The organism is Alkalihalobacillus sp. CinArs1, from assembly GCF_947387515.1.
Classification (GTDB): Bacteria; Bacillota; Bacilli; order Bacillales; family Guptibacillaceae; genus Guptibacillus.
Genome location: NZ_CANDOB010000004.1, coordinates 68,130 through 86,524 on the forward strand (window position 1 = coordinate 68,130; position 18,395 = coordinate 86,524).

At 41.1% G+C, this 18,395-nt stretch carries 15 protein-coding genes; 11 read left to right on the forward strand and 4 right to left on the reverse strand.

Annotated features, from left to right (window positions below):
- Positions 1–13: 13 nt before the first annotated feature.
- From PFZ69_RS17825 to PFZ69_RS17835, 3 genes are all read right to left on the reverse strand, one after another.
- Positions 14–883, reverse strand: a complete 870-nt coding sequence (locus PFZ69_RS17825; protein ID WP_270182454.1) for a formate/nitrite transporter family protein — start codon at positions 881–883, stop codon at positions 14–16.
- A 150-nt stretch (positions 884–1,033) separates the two neighbouring features.
- Positions 1,034–1,783 (reverse strand): PRC-barrel domain-containing protein, encoded by a 750-nt coding sequence (locus PFZ69_RS17830; RefSeq protein WP_270182455.1) that lies wholly within the window; start codon positions 1,781–1,783, stop codon positions 1,034–1,036.
- 60 nt (positions 1,784–1,843) lie between these two features.
- Positions 1,844–2,350 carry an antibiotic biosynthesis monooxygenase family protein gene (locus PFZ69_RS17835; protein ID WP_270182456.1) on the reverse strand — a complete coding sequence of 169 codons (507 nt, stop codon included), beginning with the start codon at positions 2,348–2,350 and terminating at the stop codon, positions 1,844–1,846.
- A 155-nt stretch (positions 2,351–2,505) separates the two neighbouring features.
- Here PFZ69_RS17835 and PFZ69_RS17840 point away from each other — a divergent pair, with 155 nt between their 5' ends.
- From PFZ69_RS17840 to PFZ69_RS17885, 10 genes are all read left to right on the forward strand, one after another.
- A complete protein-coding gene (locus PFZ69_RS17840) occupies positions 2,506–4,668 on the forward strand; it encodes a transglycosylase domain-containing protein (RefSeq protein ID WP_270182457.1) in 2,163 nt (720 codons plus the stop codon).
- Positions 4,669–4,875: 207 nt separating this feature from the next.
- Positions 4,876–5,916, forward strand: coding sequence for a uroporphyrinogen decarboxylase (gene hemE, locus PFZ69_RS17845; RefSeq protein WP_270182458.1), 1,041 nt, complete (start codon positions 4,876–4,878; stop codon positions 5,914–5,916).
- A gap of 22 nt (positions 5,917–5,938) precedes the next feature.
- Positions 5,939–6,895, forward strand: coding sequence for a ferrochelatase (hemH, locus tag PFZ69_RS17850; protein WP_270182459.1), 957 nt, complete (start codon positions 5,939–5,941; stop codon positions 6,893–6,895).
- Entirely contained in the window at positions 6,888–8,303 is a 1,416-nt protein-coding gene (gene hemY / locus PFZ69_RS17855; RefSeq protein WP_270182460.1) for a protoporphyrinogen oxidase, read from the forward strand. The genes hemH and hemY overlap by 8 nt, the downstream gene beginning before the upstream one ends.
- A 115-nt stretch (positions 8,304–8,418) precedes the next feature.
- On the forward strand, positions 8,419–9,666 hold the full coding sequence (locus tag PFZ69_RS17860; RefSeq protein ID WP_270182461.1) for an ATP-binding protein: 1,248 nt from the start codon (positions 8,419–8,421) through the stop codon (positions 9,664–9,666).
- Between the two features lie 12 nt (positions 9,667–9,678).
- A complete protein-coding gene (locus PFZ69_RS17865) occupies positions 9,679–10,254 on the forward strand; it encodes a TetR/AcrR family transcriptional regulator (RefSeq protein ID WP_270182462.1) in 576 nt (191 codons plus the stop codon).
- Positions 10,255–10,425: 171 nt separating this feature from the next.
- Positions 10,426–12,732 carry a YhgE/Pip domain-containing protein gene (locus tag PFZ69_RS17870; RefSeq protein WP_270182463.1) on the forward strand — a complete coding sequence of 769 codons (2,307 nt, stop codon included), beginning with the start codon at positions 10,426–10,428 and terminating at the stop codon, positions 12,730–12,732.
- Between the two features lie 167 nt (positions 12,733–12,899).
- On the forward strand, positions 12,900–14,039 hold the full coding sequence (locus PFZ69_RS17875) for an ABC transporter ATP-binding protein (protein WP_270182464.1): 1,140 nt from the start codon (positions 12,900–12,902) through the stop codon (positions 14,037–14,039).
- On the forward strand, positions 14,032–14,694 hold the full coding sequence (locus PFZ69_RS17880) for an ABC transporter permease (protein ID WP_270182465.1): 663 nt from the start codon (positions 14,032–14,034) through the stop codon (positions 14,692–14,694). The genes PFZ69_RS17875 and PFZ69_RS17880 overlap by 8 nt, the downstream gene beginning before the upstream one ends.
- A gap of 13 nt (positions 14,695–14,707) precedes the next feature.
- A complete protein-coding gene (locus PFZ69_RS17885; RefSeq protein ID WP_333489749.1) occupies positions 14,708–15,607 on the forward strand; it encodes an ABC transporter substrate-binding protein in 900 nt (299 codons plus the stop codon).
- Between the two features lie 68 nt (positions 15,608–15,675).
- Here PFZ69_RS17885 and PFZ69_RS17890 read toward each other — a convergent pair whose 3' ends face one another.
- Positions 15,676–16,404: an amino acid ABC transporter ATP-binding protein gene (locus PFZ69_RS17890; protein ID WP_270182466.1), complete on the reverse strand. Its 729-nt coding sequence runs from the start codon at positions 16,402–16,404 to the stop codon at positions 15,676–15,678.
- A 188-nt stretch (positions 16,405–16,592) separates the two neighbouring features.
- On the opposite strand from PFZ69_RS17890, the gene PFZ69_RS17895 reads away from it, so the two are divergent.
- Entirely contained in the window at positions 16,593–18,266 is a 1,674-nt protein-coding gene (locus PFZ69_RS17895) for a glycoside hydrolase family 13 protein (RefSeq protein ID WP_270182467.1), read from the forward strand.
- The last annotated feature ends 129 nt before the right edge of the window (positions 18,267–18,395 follow it).

Below are 18,395 nucleotides of genomic sequence, written 5' to 3' on the forward strand. Positions count from 1 at the left end.
TTCCCTAAATAACTTAAGCTTCTTCTCGAGGAAAATGCTCTTCATTGATTTCTTGTTTATAAGCATAAGTGAACGTAAGTGCTACTAATACTCCTCCGCCTATAAGGTTACCTATACTAGCAGGGACTAGGTTGAAGAATAGAAACTCCACCCACGTATATTCTCCCTTATTAAAAATAGCCGTACCGAAATAACCCATGTTGGCTACACTATGTTGGAAATTCCCTGCCACGAATATGATGACTGGGAGCGCCGTAGCGAGTACTTTTCCTGTTAAGTCTCTGGCTGCAGTTGCAAGGAATGCTGCCATCCCGATCAGCCAGTTTGCGATGACCCCAGATAGCAGAATCTGAAACCATCCTTTCGTTCCTTCCGATAAAAACTTCATCTTATGTTCGATATAAACGTTTAACTCTGTATAGAATTCAGGTGATAGTGAACCTGATAGTACCACTAAACCTCCGACTAAAAGTGCTCCAATTAAATTACCAATATAGCAAACTACCCAAAACTTCATGAGCTGTTTTGGAATCCAGAACTTTCTTTGCAGTATATAGCTTGGTAACAAGACGTTTACTTCTGTGAACAAAATCGCTCCTGAGATGAACACGATAGCATAGCCTGTTACAAAACCTGCTCCTGCAAGAAGATTATGTATGCCTTTCGTTTCCACCCCTAAAGCGATGAGGACAGATAGGATCGAACCAAAGGTAACGAAAGCTCCTGCTAATATCGATAAGATAAACTGCCTGTTGAGTGGTCTTGCACTATGAGACTCGCCCTTAACGATAAAGGTTTCAACGATTTGAGCAGGAAAATAAAATTGTCTTTCAGGATATGCTGCTTTTCCTTCCTGCTGTTTCGATTTATCTTCATTTGCCATAACAAGTCTCCTAACGTAATCGATTACTGCAAACGTAAATGCAGTTGATTGAAAAAAACTATTTTTCGGCTAGTATTCACAAAGACCGCTTGCGGTGTCATGAAGAATAGTAAGGGAAAAAAGCGAGATGGTATCCACCTCGCCCTTTATTTAAAATTTCCAGTATCCTGTTTTCCCGTAATGAGTATAGAGATCTTCTTCAAATCGTCGGGTAAGGCGCTCGTTCAATAGATACTCTGGGGCATTTTCTATTTTGTCTTTCGGTACATTTACGACTACACTACGGTCATTCCAATGGATGTCTTCAATCCATTCGGTAGATAACAATACTTTCTTTCCACTTAAAAAGTTTTTCGTATCTACAACAAAATATCTAAGCTTCCATGTTTCATCGTCAAAGATAAAATCATCAACATGGCCGATTTCGCCATCGATTGCTTGTATATGATAATTCGAAACTTCTTTCGTACTGCGAAGATGGTTATCTTCATCGCTAGTTTCCTTATAAGAGACTTCAAGTTCTTGAACGTCCATGTGAGGGTTAGGGTGCATCCCGCTCCCCCATGCGCCTGTGCCTACCCAATAGTAAGGCCAGCCGTAATGCTTGTTCATAGACATTTCATGCTTTCTAGATATCGGTTGATCCGTATCGATCGAGGGGCTGTTTTTTAGCTCCTCCGTCGAAAGTGAAACGGAAACTGTTTCTTCATCATGAGTAAGCTTTTCGATTGAGTATGGTGATATTAACACCTTTTTTCCAGGCAGCCATTTATGCGTGTCGACAACTAGGTACCTTACTGTCCAATGCTCGTCATCAAAATAGAGTTCTTTCAGCGCACCTTTTTCTCCGTCGCTTGTATCGATATTGTATTTATAAACTTCATTTTCACTTACAAGCATGTGCTAACACTCCTGTATAATTATTTCTGCTGTAATGAAAATACCCTTGAGTCGTTCTAGTTAAACGCTTGGGGAATCGACATGGTACGTTTTAACATAGGGTTTGCCTCTGAAGACTGTTTTCGGTAATCCTTTATCTGTATTACGGTGTTTATGAGCGGTGTTGTAAGCTTCGGAGGATTGCCAGTTTTTGAAGTCGTCCTCACTACGCCAGAAGGTGGCGACGATGTAGGGGTCATTAGGATCAACGGGCCGTAAAATTCTGATGCCTTCACAGCCGGGTTCGTTTTCAACCTTTCCTGCCCTGTTTTTGAATCGATCTTCAAAGGTTGGGCGTTCGCTTTCTTCCACTGGTATATGGTTTAAGACGACAAATCTAGGTTCAGTAACATTCCCTTTTTGGTCGAGTATGTCATACTCTTTCCCACTTTTAAAAACGGGTTGTGATGCGGTTTGGTGATAGAGTTCTGCACCGTCATCATCAACTAATAAAAACATCTCTTCGTTATTCTCTTCTTTTATTTTTAATAAGTAATCGTATGTACCGTATGTAACATAAACCTTCATGCTATACACCCTTTCTACAATAAGATAGGAAACGCCTGATACTTTACCCATTTTTGGCGAAAACTAAACAGAACTGTCAAATTATGATGTACAAAAAACATAGTCGGTGATGTAAGCTTAATTTTATTCGACTTGTAAGGAGGGTGCCGTACATAATGAAAAAGCTAGGGATAGGCTTAATTGCGACGATTGCTGTTTTTCTAGTAGGATTGCTAGGGTATCTAGGCATTCTACTTGCAGGTAATTATGCGATCGATGAGAAAAAGCTTGTGATGAATTCAGCGACTAAGCTTGTAACACCTAAAGACGAGCTTATTACAAAGCTATATATTGAAAATAGAGATCCTGTATCGATCGAAGATATACCAGAGCACGTACAAGAAGCTTTTATTGCGACGGAAGATAGTCGCTTTTATGATCATCATGGACTTGATATAAAAGCGATCGGTCGTGCATTATATCGAGATATCTTGGCAGGTGAGAAAGTTGAAGGCGGTAGTACGATCACGCAACAGCTTGCAAAAAACGTCTTCTTAACAAACGATAAGTCTTGGTTAAGGAAAACAAAAGAAGCCGTGATTGCGATCAATCTTGAACGCAACTACAGCAAAGAGAAAATCTTAGAGATGTATTTGAATCAGATTTATTTTGGACACGGTGCATATGGAATACAGTCCGCTTCTAAACTCTATTTCAATAAGAAGACGACTGAACTCAGCATAGAGGAAGGAGCGCTATTGGCAGGGCTTCCTAAGGCGCCTTCTAACTATTCCCCGATCGATCAGCCGGAGAAGAGTAAAGAAAGAAGAGACCTGATTCTATCCCTTATGGAGAAGCAAGACTATTTAACCGCTGAAAAAGCTGTTCGCTTACAAGGGAAAACGGTGGCGTTAGACATCGCAGAGGTCACGAAAGATCCCTCGTTTTTAACTTACGTAGATATGACACTAGATGAGGCGAAAACGAAATATAACCTTTCGAATGAAGAAGTATTAAGGGGCGGATATAAAATCGTCGTCCCAATGGACGTCACGCTACAGAAATCCGCATATACAGAGTTCCAGAATAAAGCGCTATTCCCAGGAAGCGATCCTAACATGCCTCCAGAAGGTGCTTTAACGATGATGGATGTTAAAAGCGGTGGTGTACTTGCTGTTCAAGGGGGCAGGAACTACGTTCAAAAAGGGTTGAACCATGTGAATGCACGAAGACAGCCAGGCTCATCGTTTAAACCGATCGCTGTCTATGGGCCGGCTCTCGATAAAAAAGAGTACGAGCCCTACACGCTTTTACAAGATAAGAAAGAAGAGTATAACGGCTATTCACCATCTAATTACAATGGCCAATACTCAGGTGAGATGCCACTGTATGACGCAGTTAGAGTTTCTGCGAATGCGCCAGCGGTCTGGCTTTTAAACGAGATCGGGATTTCTTATGCTAAATCTTATTTAGAAAAGAGCGGCATTTCGATTGAAGATCAAGATTTGAAGATTGCCCTTGGCGGCATCGACAAGGGAGTCACTCCATTTGAAATGATGGAAGCATATCGACCTTTTGCTTATCAAGGGGAAAGAATAGAACCATATTTTATTGAGAAGCTCTACAATCACGATGGTGAACTTGTAGGTGAAGCAAAGCCTGAGAAAGAATCCGTTTATAAAAAACAAACGGCTTGGTACATGACGCGTATTCTTGAAGGAGTTGTGAAGAACGGTACTGCCCAAAGTGGTAAGGTGAACACAGCTCTAGCAGGAAAAACGGGAACAACTTCATTTGAAGGAGTAAAAGGCGGCGTTAGAGATGCTTGGTTTGTTGGTTACACACCAGAGATTGTAGGCTCCGTCTGGATGGGGTATGACAGAACAACAAAGGACCAATACCTCAAAGGCGGCAGCGAATATCCTGTACAGCTGTTCAAAAAAGTTGTGAACGCAAGTGAAGCTAAAACGAAGGCCTTTAAAAAACCTGAAGATGTAAAAGATATGGAGAAGCCTGTCAACCTTCCTGAAATCGATGACTTAAAAGCTGATATCGATTTCTTATATGGTCTACCAGCAGTAACATTAAAATGGACGGCTTCTTCAGATGATCGAGTGGAGTATGCCATCTATGAAGTAAAAGACGGTAACAGAAAGAAGATTGATTCAGTGACAGGAAAAGGCGAATACACGAAACATTCCGTTTCTTTCTTCGGCTCTGTATCATATCAAGTCGTACCTGTTAATCCACTTACAGACCAAGAAGGAACGCCTTCGAATGAAACGTCGATCCGTCTTTTTGATCGATTTATGGACCGCAATGAAGAGGAAGCAGGGTAGTAATCTACAAAAGAGGGTAATAATGTGATAATACCTCTTAATCAAGGTTTTCAGTGTGTTAAGGTAAGAAGTGTAAACGGCATCAAACAAGGACAATTTTATGACAGTTTATTTCAATGACTATACACGTAAGACATGCACAGCTATAGTATGTAGGGATGCATAAATGAACGTAAAGCACTAAGAGTGTGGGAAAGGTGGACAACGATGAGTAAAGCGCCATTCAATGATCAATTTCTTCGCGCATGTCGCGGGGAGGAAACAGATTTTACGCCAGTCTGGTATATGAGACAAGCTGGACGATATCAGGCTGAATATAGAAAGATTAGAGAAAAGTACTCTTTTCATGAAATGAACTTAAATCCAGAGGTTGCTGCAGAAGTAACAAGGTTTGCCGTCGAGCAGCTAGGTGTAGATGCGGCGATCCTATTTGCAGATATCATGACTCCACTTCCATCAATCGGAGTCGATGTTGAAATTAAAAAAGGGATTGGTCCTGTAATCGACAACCCGATCCGCACCGTATCAGATATCGATCGACTAGGAGAGTTAGATCCGCTTAAGGATGTTCCGTATGTCATGGAAACGATCAAGATGCTTCGTGAAGAGTTATCTGTACCTTTGATCGGTTTCAGTGGTGCTCCTTTTACCGTTGCTAGTTATATGATAGAAGGCGGCCCTTCTAAAAACTATTACAAAACGAAAGCGCTTATGTACTCAGATCCTGAAGCATGGCACCGTCTTATGGATAAATTAGGAGATATGACGATCGCGTATCTTAAAGCCCAAGTACAAGCTGGCGCTCAGGCGCTTCAATTGTTCGATTCTTGGGTTGGAGCTCTAAACGAAGCTGATTATAGAACGTACATAGCGCCAGTCATGAATCGTATTTTCTCTAGTCTTAGAGAGACCGGTGTTCCTCTTATCATCTTCGGTGTCGGAGCGAGCCATCTTATTCAAGAATGGAACAAGCTCCCTGTCGATGTGATTGGGATCGATTGGAGAATCACGATTAAGAATGCACGAGTGAAAGAGGGAATCACTAAACCTCTTATGGGCAACCTCGAGCCAGCATTGCTTCTTGCGCCTTGGGACGTGATCGAAGAGCGTACAAAAGAAATCTTAGATCAAGGGATGCAGGATCCTGGGTTTATCTTCAACCTCGGTCATGGTGTATTCCCGCAAGTTGAAGTTGAAACGTTGCAGAGATTAACTCGTTTTGTACACGAATATACAAGTAAGAAATAGGCAGGGGAACGGGAGGTAAACTATGCCGAAACGAACAATAGGTCTCCTTGTAATGGCTTATGGTACACCGCGGAACGAAGCGGAAATCGAACCATATTATACTCATATTCGAAGAGGGAAAAGGCCGACAGAGGACATGCTACAAGATCTAGTTGAACGGTATGAGGCAATCGGGGGCATTTCTCCGCTGTATGAGATTACGAAAGAACAATCTGAGAAGCTTGAGGTCAGGATGAATGAGCTTTTTGGAGAAGACATTGCGTTTAAGAGCTATTTAGGCTTGAAGCATATCGAACCCTTTGTAGAAGATGCAGTGAAAAATATGCAGAGAGATGGCATCCAAGAAGCGATCAGCATCGTTCTTGCGCCACATTATTCGAGTTATAGTGTACAAGCTTATAATGATAGAGCGAATAAGGCTGCTGCAAAGCTAGGGTTCCCGCATATCCACTGCATCGACGAATGGTACACAGAGCCAAAATTCATTCAATACTGGGTTGAACAACTAAACTCCTGTTTGAGAAAGCTAGATGACAAGGAGAAGAAAAAGACTGTCGTCATCTTTACTGCTAATAGCTTACCTGAGAAAGTATTGCAACACGGAGACCCTTATCCTTCCCAATTAGAAGAAACTGCAAGTCATATTGCTACAAGAGCGGGTATCCAAAATTATGCTGTTGCGTGGCAAAGTGAAGGAAATACACCAGAACCTTGGATCGGTCCTGACGTTCAGGATTTAACTCGGGATCTATTTGAACAAGAAGGGTATACAGGGTTCATTTATTGCCCGGTTGGTTTCGTGGCAGATCATCTCGAAGTACTCTATGACAACGATTATGAATGTAAACAGGTAACAGATGAGCTAGGGGCTACCTATCATAGGCCTGATATGCCGAATGCACGAGACGAATTTATAGAGATATTAGCTTCTGTTGTGACAAAAGAATTAATAAAAAAGAAGATGATAAATCATGAATAATAAAGAAAAACGAATTGTGATAGTTGGCGGGGGTATCACTGGCTTAACTGCCGCGTACTATCTTCAGAAAGAAATGAAAGACTCCGGCGAACCTTTTCAGATTACACTTCTCGAAGGCAGTGAACGCCTCGGAGGGAAGATTTATACCGACACAACCAATGGTTTTGTGATCGAGAGAGGCCCTGATTCATTTCTAGCAAGAAAGAAGAGTGCCGCGACGTTAGCGAAAGAGGTAGGGCTAGAAGATCAGCTTGTACCGAACTCGACCGGTAACGCATTTATTTTAAATAACGATCAGCTCTTTCCCATTCCTGGTGGATCTGTAATGGGGATACCAACGGAAGTAGCTCCGTTTGTTTCGACGCGTTTATTCAGCTTGAAAGGAAAACTAAGAGCAGCCCTCGACCTAGCACTCCCAAGACGAGATAGTCATGGCGAGGACCAGTCATTAGGTCTTTTCTTCAGAAGAAGATTGGGTAATGAAGTCGTTGAAAATTTGATCGAACCATTATTATCAGGAATTTATGCTGGGAATATTGATAAATTGAGTCTGATGTCTACGTTTCCTCAATTCTATGAAGTTGAAAAGAAGCATCGTAGTTTAATATTAGGGATGAAGAAGACAACGCCAGCTTCAAGGAGAAAAACGGGTAAAAAGAAACCAGCGTTTTTAACGATTAAATCAGGGCTGCAATCGCTAGTAAAGGCGATTGAAGATCACCTAACTGAAGTAGATATTAGAAAAAATACTAAAGTTGATTCGATTGAAAAAGATGGGGAGTCATATAAGCTTACAACGATGAGCGGTGAACAGATCGAGGCTGATGCTGTGATCGTTACGACTCCACATCAGCAAGTGACAAAGATGTTCAGGGATCACGAGGAAGTTGCTCCATTAGAAGATATGCCTTCAACAACGGTGGCAACAGTAGCTATGGCTTTTCCGGAAGAAGCAGTTAAGAAATCATTAGATGGTACAGGATTTGTCGTATCTAGAAATGCCGATTATACGATTACGGCTTGCACGTGGACACATCGAAAATGGCAGCATGCTGCACCGAAAGGGAAAGTCCTTCTTAGGTGCTACGTAGGTAGAGCGGGTGAGGAAGAAATCGTTGAGAAGAGCGATGAGGAAATTGTCCAAACCGTTCTAAATGATTTGAATCAAATCATGGAAATTGAAGGGCACCCAGAGTTCTACCGCATTACGAGATGGCGTGAGGCTATGCCGCAGTATGAAGTAGGACATAGAAACCGCTTTGAGGAAGTACAAACAGGATTAAGAAGTAAAATGCCTGGCGTCTTTCTCGCAGGAGCTTCCTATGGAGGAGTTGGGCTTCCTGATTGTATCGATCAAGGAGTCGAATCCGTAACATCAGTCGTTTCATACCTCAGTAGTCACAAGTAGATTCACCAATTGGTGAATCTTTTTTGTGCGGCAGTAGTAACTGTATATAGGATAGTCTCTTTGCGTCTCTAATGATAAAATGAAATGGCAACATATAGAAAAAGGAGACTTGGCAATGTTAGATATGGCAAGACCTCTACTTGTGAATATTGCGATGCTATTTTCAGTGCTATTTATCTGGAACATGGTCATGCCTTTTACACGGTCAAGGTCGTTAAGTTTAAAAGATAAAATCTTATATGGTGTGATTAGCTCCTTAATGGCCCTTTTGTGTATGCTGTTTCCGTTAGAAAAATTCGGAGATACTGTATTTGACCTGCGGGTGGTTCCTCTCATTCTTGTTACGTTATATGGAGGAGCAGTCCCGGGAGTCATCTGTGCTGTCGTTATCTCGATCACTCGATTCTCAATGGGCGGGGAGTTCGCTTATGTAGGTGTCAGTTTAGCGATCATTGCATTTGTCTTAGCTTGGGGATATAGAGGTCTATTCGAAAGGTCGATCCAGAAATGGAATGTTATCTTAAAAGTAGGCAGTATCTTTATCATTACTTATATATCGATCATCTTATGGTTAGTAAAACCATCAGAACCGTACTTTTATCCGATCTATTTTCTGTCTTTTGCAATCGCCTATTTTTTTATTTTCTATTTAACGGAGAAACTTGTTATCATTAACCTCCAGCTCGAGGAGACAGTCTATCTTGAAAAACTTTCTGTTGCCGGAAAAATGGCTGCTTCAATTGCCCACGAGATCAGAAATCCACTCACAACGGTTAGGGGACTTCTTCAATTTATTTCTACAGGTGCAAAAGATCAGCAGGTGAAAAAATATGCGCCACTGATGCTAGATGAAATCGATCGAACGAATAAAATTATTACCGATTACCTGACTCTCATCAAACCAACAAAGTTGGATCATGTTGAGGTCCATTTAAATAAAGTTGTCAGTGATACGATCGAGTTGACATCCGTTCTAGGGGTTTACCATGCTGTTAAAATTTCTTACGAAGAGAACGGTGATTTCAGGATCTTAACCAATCCTCAAGAGATGAAACAGTGTTTGATCAATCTAATTAAGAATTCCATCGAAGCGATAGAGAAAGATGGACTGATCGAAATCTCTCTGCAGAATGGAACAAAGAGAAACACGGTCGATATCGTTATAAAAGACAATGGATCTGGCATGAGTGATGAAGAGCTAAAAAAGATCGGCCTTCCTTTTTACACTACGAAATCAAAAGGTACTGGGTTAGGTACGATGATAACAAATAGACTCATAAGAAATATGAATGGAAAAATATCGTATGAAAGTACGATTGGTTTGGGAACGACCGTTACGGTAACGCTCCCTACATTAAAATAAAGGGGGAGGACAATGGGATTTGACCGAAAGATAAGCATTATCAATGCTGCAGAAAAATCTTTTTCAATGTTTGGATACAAAGCAACAACGATGGACCAAGTAGCGAAAATAGCGAATGTGGGAAAAGGGACGATCTACACTTTTTTTCGGAATAAAGAAGAGCTTTTCAATGAGATCGTAAACCAGATGGTGAGTGAGATGAAAGAGCTTGCTCAAACCTCGATCAATGAAGAGGATACGTTTTTTGAGAATCTTCATAGAGGCTTGTTCGATGTACTTGAGCACCGGAAGGAACATAAACTCGCAATTAAACTATCACAAGAAGTTCGAGAGATAGGAACGCCAGCTGCTTTAGAAGCACTCAATCTTGTAGAACAAGCGATTACGTCCTTTATTAAGCAAGAAATCGAGCGAGGAATACGGAACAATGAGATAAAAGAATGCGATCCTTCTCTCACTGCATTCCTGCTTTTCAAAATGTATATCGCTCTCGTGTTTGATTGGGAGAAATCAAACCGTTCTCTGACAAAAGAAGAAATTGCACACCACATCGAGTTATTCACGATGGAAGGGATTAAGAAGGTATAAAAGATCCTATTGCCTAAATAAAAAAAGGATGATATATTACTATCTGTAGTTAAAATGACTAAATTTTGATTTTGGTCAAAACGTAGTCGAGATAGTATGGATTGTTCTTTTTTTTAGCATTAATGACCAAATGACAAAATTGGTCATATAGACAATAGGAGGTCATCAACTATGAATTTTCGTCATCTCCGTTCTGAGTGGCGTGCATTGTTCACTAATAAAAAAATTCTCATACCTGTTCTAGCAGTCATATTCATCCCTGTTTTATACAGTGGTATGTTTTTATGGGCATTCTGGGATCCGTATGAAAATCTCGATCAAATTCCTGTCGCTGTTGTAAATGAGGATAGCGGTGCTGATTTTGAAGGAGAGCATATTGAAATAGGAAATGAACTAATAGAAAAGCTGAAAGAAAATCCGCAATTCAAATGGGACTTTGTTGATGAGGAAAAAGCGAATGAGGGTCTCGAAGATCAGACCTACTATATGAAGATTCAGATCCCTGAAGATTTCTCAGAACGATCAACGACTGTGCTTGATGAAAAGCCTGAAAAACTTAATTTAGAGTATGTGCCGAATGAAAGTTTTAACTTCCTTGCGGGGCAAATAGGTGGTACAGCTGTAGGTGAAATCAAGTCTCAAATCGCGAACAATATAACAGAGAATTATAGTGAACTTGTTTTTGATACGTTTAGCGAGATTGCAGAGGGGTTGTCAGATGCATCAGATGGTGCAGGAGATTTAGCTGATGGCTCTTCAGAATTAAAAGATGGAACAGCGCAGTTAAAAGCAAATCTAGCAGAGTTAAACAATGGATCGATCGAAATCACGAATGGCGTGAGTGAATTACAAAATGGATCAGAGGAACTTGCAAAGGGGTTAGACGAAGCGAGTCAAGGTTCCACTACTTTGTTAACAACATTGAAAGAAAGACAATCTAAAGTAAATGATCTAACTGTTGGTGCCAATCAAGTCAGTGATGGTGTGACAAAGTTAAACGATGGTTTCAATGAATTTAAGTCAGGGCAAGAAAGCCTGGCAAGTGGAGTGAAACAAAGTCAACAAGGCATCGAACAAATTTTAACGAACCTTAAGGAAAAATCGTCAGAAGTGACCGCTTTAGGTACGACTGCTGAAAGCATAAAAGAACCGATTGTTAATGGTGGTCACGGAGCTGCTCAAGTTTCAAAAGAGCTTCAGGGCGTGATTCAAGGTATTCAATCAAATGATGCTTATACAGAAGAAGAGAAACAAGCGTTGATCAGTCAACTGCAACCAATCGCAGAAAAATCTGCAGGTGCCGCTCAGTCCATTCAGGAGGGAGCTACAACGTTAGAAACCGTTTCAAAGGGTGTTTCTTCAAGCATAAGTGAGATGAAAACGAGTCAATCAGAGCTTATTTCGGCACTAGAATCTCTATATGATGGACAAGTAAAGCTTGAACAAGGTCTCGATCAGTTTGGAACAGAGATAAATGATGCGAAAGAAAAGGTATCAAAACTTGAAGCCGGTGCTGCTCAAGTAGCTCAAGGAACGAGCGACGTGTCATCTGGCTGGCAAGATATGATAACGAATGTAGGAAAACTCAATAGAGGTGTTGTTGAATTATCTAATGGATCAGAGAAGCTCGTCACCGGTTTAACCGATTTAGAAGGAGGAACGTCTGATCTAACAACAGGTGCAGGCAAGCTTCTAGAAGGGTCAAAGAAGGTAGATAGTGGTGCTGAAAAAGTAAGTGACGGATCGAACGAACTTCATACTAAGCTAGATGAAGCTGCCAAAGAAACGTCTCAAACAAAAGCAGATGAAGAAAACTACAACATGTTTGCAGACCCAGTCGATGTAGAAAGTGATGCAACTTCTTCTGTTCCAAACTATGGAACAGGTTTCGCTCCATACTTTCTGTCCCTCGGATTATTTGTAGGCGCTCTTCTTATGTCGATCGTCTTCCCGCTTCGGGAACCTGCAGCAGATCCTAAGTCTGCTTTAGGATGGTTTGTGAGTAAGTATGGAATTCTTCTTACAGTAGGCGTTATTCAAGCAGTGATCGCGGATGCTGTATTACTGTATGGATTAGGAATCGAAGTTAAGAGCGTACCGTTATTCGTCATGTTTTCAATTGTTTCGAGTTTAACGTATATGGCGATGATCCAGTTTTTCGTGACGACGATGGGCGATCCTGGACGCTTTGTCGCTATTATTATTTTGATTCTGCAATTAACGACAAGTGCAGGTACATTCCCACTTGAGTTAATTCCGGAGAGTCTTCAAATCTTTAATTCATGGCTTCCGATGACGTACACCGTTTCTGGACTCAAGGCTGTAATCTCTAGTGGAGATTTTGCATTTATGTGGGATAACGTATGGGTATTAGTCGGGTTCACCACTATATTCATAGTTGGGACAATTGTATTTTTCTTCATGGAAATGAAAAAACGCAAAGCTCAGAGGTTTGATGAACCTGCTGTAACGAAATAAAAACTACTAAGCCTTCTCGATTGTGAGAAGGCTTATTTCTTTGAATTATACTGCGAAAAAGGATAGAGTATTAGTAAGATTGTAATAGTATCGTTCAGTTTGAAACGAGCACGTTAGGGTATTCACTTAGAATAGGAATTTTTAAGGAGGCAGGGTGAAGGGGAAGAATGATTACTTTTAAAAATGTTAGCAAACAATTTCCTGATGGAACAACTGCTTTAAAGGACATTAACTTACATATTGAAAAAGGCGAACTTTTGACCTTGATCGGTCCAAGTGGTTGTGGAAAAACAACGACTATGAAAATGATCAATCGGTTGATCGAACCAACAGGAGGTCAGATCTACATAGACGGCATACAGATTGCCGAGCAGGATCCAGTAGAGCTCAGACGAAGCATCGGGTACGTGATTCAACAAATTGGGCTTCTACCACATATGACGATTGCAGAGAACATTTCGTTGATACCGAAGCTAAAGAAATGGGAGAAAAATAAAATTGATAAACGTGTTGATGAGTTATTGGATCTTGTTGGACTAGAGCCTTCAACATTTCGCTCTCGTTATCCTCTAGAGTTAAGTGGAGGACAACAGCAGCGTGTCGGGGTTATCCGTGCTTTAGCTGCAGAGCCTCCGATCATACTGATGGACGAGCCTTTTAGTGCTCTTGATCCGATCAGCCGTGAACAGCTCCAAGATGAATTGATCAAACTGCAGAAGGAGATACAAAAGACGATTGTTTTCGTAACTCATGATATGGACGAAGCGATGAAGATCGCTGACCGTATCGCTATCATGAAAGACGGCGAGATCCTCCAGCTCGATACTCCTGATCGTATTCTGCGCCATCCCAAAAATGAGTTTGTCCGTGATTTTGTAGGTGATGAACGAATTGCTAAAGGACAAACGCCTTCAGCTCGTGATTTGATGATCCGAAAAGTCGCTACTGTGAAAGATAGCCGTGGCCTAGCCGAGGCATTTCGATTAATGAAGTCAGAACGCGTCGACAGTCTTGTCGTTACAGGTCCTGAACAAGTTTATCAGGGAGTGATTACACTTGAGGTGGTTCAAGAGCATTATGAGGATGACTCTAAGCGCATCGTCGATGTGATGAGTGAACCTGAACCTGTTACGAGTGATACGGTTTACCCAGAAATCGCAAAACGGTTTGCTGAAGAAACAGTGAAGATGATTCCGGTAGTGAATGAGAAAAAGCTTGAAGGTGTCATCACAAATGGCAGTATGATGAGAGGGCTAGCCGGTCTCGATCAAGTGAGTCAGCGAAAGGAAGGTGCCCTAAATGAATGATCGAAATTTCTTTGTTTTGTTCATTGAAACCATTCAAGGCCGATGGGATGATATTCTAGTTGCCCTACAAGAACATCTCTTTCTATCGTTCATATCGATCGTGATCGCAATCGTAATATCAGTTCCACTTGGCATCTTTATCTCTCGAAGAAAAAAACTTGCAGAACCGTTTATCGCAATTTCAGCGATCTTTCAAACAGTACCAAGTTTAGCGCTTTTTGGTTTTTTAATTCCTTTCCTAGGAATTGGGAACACAACTGCAATCATCGCTTTGACAGTTTATGCGTTGCTCCCAATCTTGAGAAATACATACACTGGAATCACTTCAGTCGATCAATCCTCGATCGAAGCCGGTAGAGGTATGGGGATGACGAATTTGCAGATCCTTCAGAAAATCGAGATTCCTCTTTCTTTACCTGTTATTATGGCAGGTGTAAGAACTGCGACTGTATTGACGATTGGTGTTGCAACGTTAGCCACGTTCGTTGGCGCTGGAGGACTTGGAGACATCATCTATAGAGGACTTACATCGAACAAGGATGAGCTTGTGTTAGCTGGTGCACTTCCAGCTACGATTCTAGCATTAGGGTTCGACTTGATCTTAAAGTTATTAGAAAATGCAGCAACTCCAAAAGGGATTAAAGCAAAAAAATAAAGGGGAGATTAATTTGAAGAAGTTTACGGTATTCATTATTGGCCTCGCTATGGTACTGGCTGCTTGCGGTAACGATAGCGGAAGTAGTGAGGATGATCCAATCGTTATTTCAGGGAAGCCATGGACAGAGCAATATATTTTACCGCACCTTATTGGTGAATACATAAAGGCGAATAGCGATTATGAAGTCGAGATCGATGAAGCTGTAGGTGAGGTAAGTGTTATCCATCAAGCTTTAGTGGATGGCGATGTGGACATGTATGTTGAGTATACGGGAACAGGGCTTGAAACGGTCTTAAAAGATACTGCGGATTCTAGTGAATCTGCTGATGATATCTTTAATCGTGTTAAAGAGGGGTACAAGGACGAATTCGACCTCGTTTGGCTTGAGCCGCTAGGTTTTGAGAATGGTTATACTCTTGCGATCACACAAGAAACGAATAAAGACTTGAATGCTGAAACGTACTCAGACTTAGTGCCAGTATCGAACGAAATGGTATTTGGAGGACCACACCCATTCTATGAACGCATCGATGGTTACGAAGCGATGGTAGAAACGTATGGATTTGATTTTAAAGAAACAGAAAGTCTTGATCCGAACATCATGTACGATGCTTTGAATGAAGGCGAAGTAGATGTGATTCCTGCTTTTACAACAGATGGTCGTATCGCTCGTTTTAACCTTGTAAGTACGGAAGATGATAAGAACTTCTTCCCACCTTATTACGCTGCACCTGTTGTAAGACAAGAAACGCTGGATTCTCATCCAGAGTTAGCTGATATTGTGAATGAACTAGCAGGTAAGATCTCTGAAGAAGAAATGTCTGAAATGAACGCGAAGGTTGACCTGGATGGAGAAGAGCCGGAAGATGTCGCGATGAACTTCTTGAAAGATAAAGGTCTTATCGACTAAAGGGAATAGTGAGGAGAAGTCATTATTTTCTACTTAAAAACGTGCAGATCAGTGATCTGCACGTTTTTTTATAGTATTTTACTTAAGAATGCTTTTGTTCGTTCATTTTGTGGATTTTTAAAGATTTCTTCCGGTACATTTTCTTCTACAATGTAGCCTCCGTCCATGAACAGTACGCGATCTCCTACTTCTCTTGCGAAGCCCATCTCGTGAGTAACGACTACCATCGTCATTCCTTCTTTAGCAAGCTGCTTCATAACTTCGAGCACTTCTCCGATCATTTCAGGGTCAAGCGCTGAAGTCGGTTCGTCAAACAGCATGACGCTTGGTTCCATAGCTAGTGCTCTAGCGATGGCAACACGTTGTTTTTGACCACCAGAGAGCTCGCCAGGGTAGCTGTTTGCCTTCTCCTTTAGTCCTACTTTTTGAAGCAGTTCCAAAGCTTGTTCTTTGGATTCTTGTTTGTTGTTTCCCTTTACTTTGATAGGTGCAACCGTGATATTTTCAAGAACAGTTTTGTGTGGAAAGAGATTAAAGTGCTGAAAGACCATTCCGACATCTTGCCTAACTTTGTTAATTTTGGTCTTTGGATCAGCGATATCATGACCATTCACGATGACGCTACCACCGGTTATATCTTCTAATTTATTTAAACAACGAAGAAACGTACTTTTACCTGACCCAGATGGGCCCACAACACAGACGACTTCTTTTTCATTTATTTCAGTATTGATCTCTTTTAGAACTTCTAAATCACCGAATGATTTCTTTAAGTTTTTAACTTGAATGATACTCATGTAGTATAGCCCCTCTCGACAAAACTCTTTCTGCCTATTAGATACTGAAGAATAGACCTATTATACCAATTTTCATACTAGAAATAAAAGAAGCTCGCTTCGCATCCCTCATTTGTACTTCAATAGAATCTCTTATATAATAGGTTGTGAAAACGTTTGCGCAATTTTATGATCAGGAGGGTTTCGACGTGGGGAAGCAATGGTGGAAAGATAGTGTCGTTTATCAAATATATCCAAGAAGTTTTAATGATAGTAATGGTGACGGTATCGGTGATATTAAAGGAATTACAGAGAAACTCGATTACTTAAAAGAACTAGGGATCGATGTCGTGTGGTTGTCACCAGTATATCAATCACCAAACGATGACAATGGGTATGATATTAGTAACTATAGAGAGATTATGGATGAATTCGGTACAATGAAAGACTGGGAAGAGATGTTGGATGGGATGCATAAGCGTGGCATTCGACTCGTGATGGATCTCGTTGTTAACCATTCTTCAGATGAGCATGCATGGTTTGCAGAATCTCGTAAATCAAAGGACAATCCATATCGAGACTATTATATTTGGCGTCCTGGTGTTGATGGACATGAACCAAACAACTGGGGGTCGATCTTCGGTGGGTCTGCATGGCAGTATGATGAGACGACTGAAGAGTATTACCTTCATCTTTTCTCAAAGAAGCAGCCAGACTTAAACTGGGAAAATCCAACGTTACGTGAAGAAGTGTATGAACTGATGAGCTTCTGGCTTGATAAAGGTGTTGATGGTTTTCGAATGGATGTCATCAACTTCATATCGAAAGAGCCTGGTCTTCCTGATGCTGAAGTAACTTCACCTGATAAATACCAGTGGGGTGGCGACTATTTCGTTAATGGGCCGAAATTCTTTGAGTATATGAAAGACATGAACGAAAGGGTATTGAGCCAGTATGGAGCCATGACGGTAGGGGAGATGCCGCTTGCTACACCTGAAGATGGTGTGAAGTATACAGACGAAAAAGATGGTATCGTCAGCATGCTGTTTCAATTTGAACATATGGACGTAACGAGTGGTCCAGGAGGAAAATGGGACCAGCAGCCATGGAAGCTGACAGATTTAAAGAAAATCATCTCTAAGTGGCAAACCGAGTTACATGGTAGAGGTTGGAACAGTCTTTATATGGAAAATCATGATCAACCTCGATCTGTATCTGTCTTTGGTGATGATCAATCGTATCGCGTTGAATCAGCAAAAATGCTTGCAGCCTGGCTTCACTTGCTTCAAGGAACGCCATACATCTATCAAGGTCAAGAGCTTGGTATGACAAATGTATACTTCGATTCGATTGAGGAATATAAAGATATCGAAACACTGAACATGTATAAAGAAGAGGTAGAAGAAAAAGGGAGAGAGCATGAGGAAATCCTTCAAGCTATCCATAAAAAAGGACGAGACAATGCTAGAACGCCAATGCAGTGGACAGATGAGCAGCATGCTGGATTCACCTCTGGCACGCCATGGATTAAACTTAACCCGAACTATACCGAAGTGAATGCAAAAAAAGCATTGAGCGACGAAAACTCAACCTTCTACTTCTATAAAGAGCTTATTCGCCTAAGAAAAGAACACGACATCATCGTTCACGGTGATTACAAACTTCTACTAGAAGACAACGAGCAATTGTACGTCTATACCAGATCATACAAAGACCAAACACTCATCGTAGCCGCTAACTTCTCAGGCGAAAACGTAACACATGAACTAGATGAATCACTGCAAGGAGGCAACCTCCTTATCAAGAACTATGAGAGTACTTCGGATAAATTAGAGCAAACCTCTACGATGCGTCCTTACGAAGTAAAAGCTTATTTGATTTAAAAATGGGAATTTGCAAAAAAAAAAAAAGACTTTCACAGCTGTCGATACGATTTCGACAGCTTATTTCTGTTTTACTCTTTCTAAGGTACGACTTCTCTATCTCTGGTATTCTCTTAAAAAGTAGGAGCT

Bases quoted from the DNA above. Each gene is read 5' to 3' on its own strand.
- PFZ69_RS17825 (WP_270182454.1), bottom strand. From the start codon at position 883: ATGGCAAATGAAGATAAATCGAAACAGCAGGAAGGAAAAGCAGCATAT.
- PFZ69_RS17830 (WP_270182455.1), bottom strand. From the start codon at position 1,783: ATGCTTGTAAGTGAAAATGAAGTTTATAAATACAATATCGATACAAGC.
- PFZ69_RS17835 (WP_270182456.1), bottom strand. From the start codon at position 2,350: ATGAAGGTTTATGTTACATACGGTACATACGATTACTTATTAAAAATA.
- PFZ69_RS17840 (WP_270182457.1), top strand. From the start codon at position 2,506: ATGAAAAAGCTAGGGATAGGCTTAATTGCGACGATTGCTGTTTTTCTA.
- hemE (WP_270182458.1), top strand. From the start codon at position 4,876: ATGAGTAAAGCGCCATTCAATGATCAATTTCTTCGCGCATGTCGCGGG.
- hemH (WP_270182459.1), top strand. From the start codon at position 5,939: ATGCCGAAACGAACAATAGGTCTCCTTGTAATGGCTTATGGTACACCG.
- hemY (WP_270182460.1), top strand. From the start codon at position 6,888: ATGAATAATAAAGAAAAACGAATTGTGATAGTTGGCGGGGGTATCACT.
- PFZ69_RS17860 (WP_270182461.1), top strand. From the start codon at position 8,419: ATGTTAGATATGGCAAGACCTCTACTTGTGAATATTGCGATGCTATTT.
- PFZ69_RS17865 (WP_270182462.1), top strand. From the start codon at position 9,679: ATGGGATTTGACCGAAAGATAAGCATTATCAATGCTGCAGAAAAATCT.
- PFZ69_RS17870 (WP_270182463.1), top strand. From the start codon at position 10,426: ATGAATTTTCGTCATCTCCGTTCTGAGTGGCGTGCATTGTTCACTAAT.
- PFZ69_RS17875 (WP_270182464.1), top strand. From the start codon at position 12,900: ATGATTACTTTTAAAAATGTTAGCAAACAATTTCCTGATGGAACAACT.
- PFZ69_RS17880 (WP_270182465.1), top strand. From the start codon at position 14,032: ATGAATGATCGAAATTTCTTTGTTTTGTTCATTGAAACCATTCAAGGC.
- PFZ69_RS17890 (WP_270182466.1), bottom strand. From the start codon at position 16,404: ATGAGTATCATTCAAGTTAAAAACTTAAAGAAATCATTCGGTGATTTA.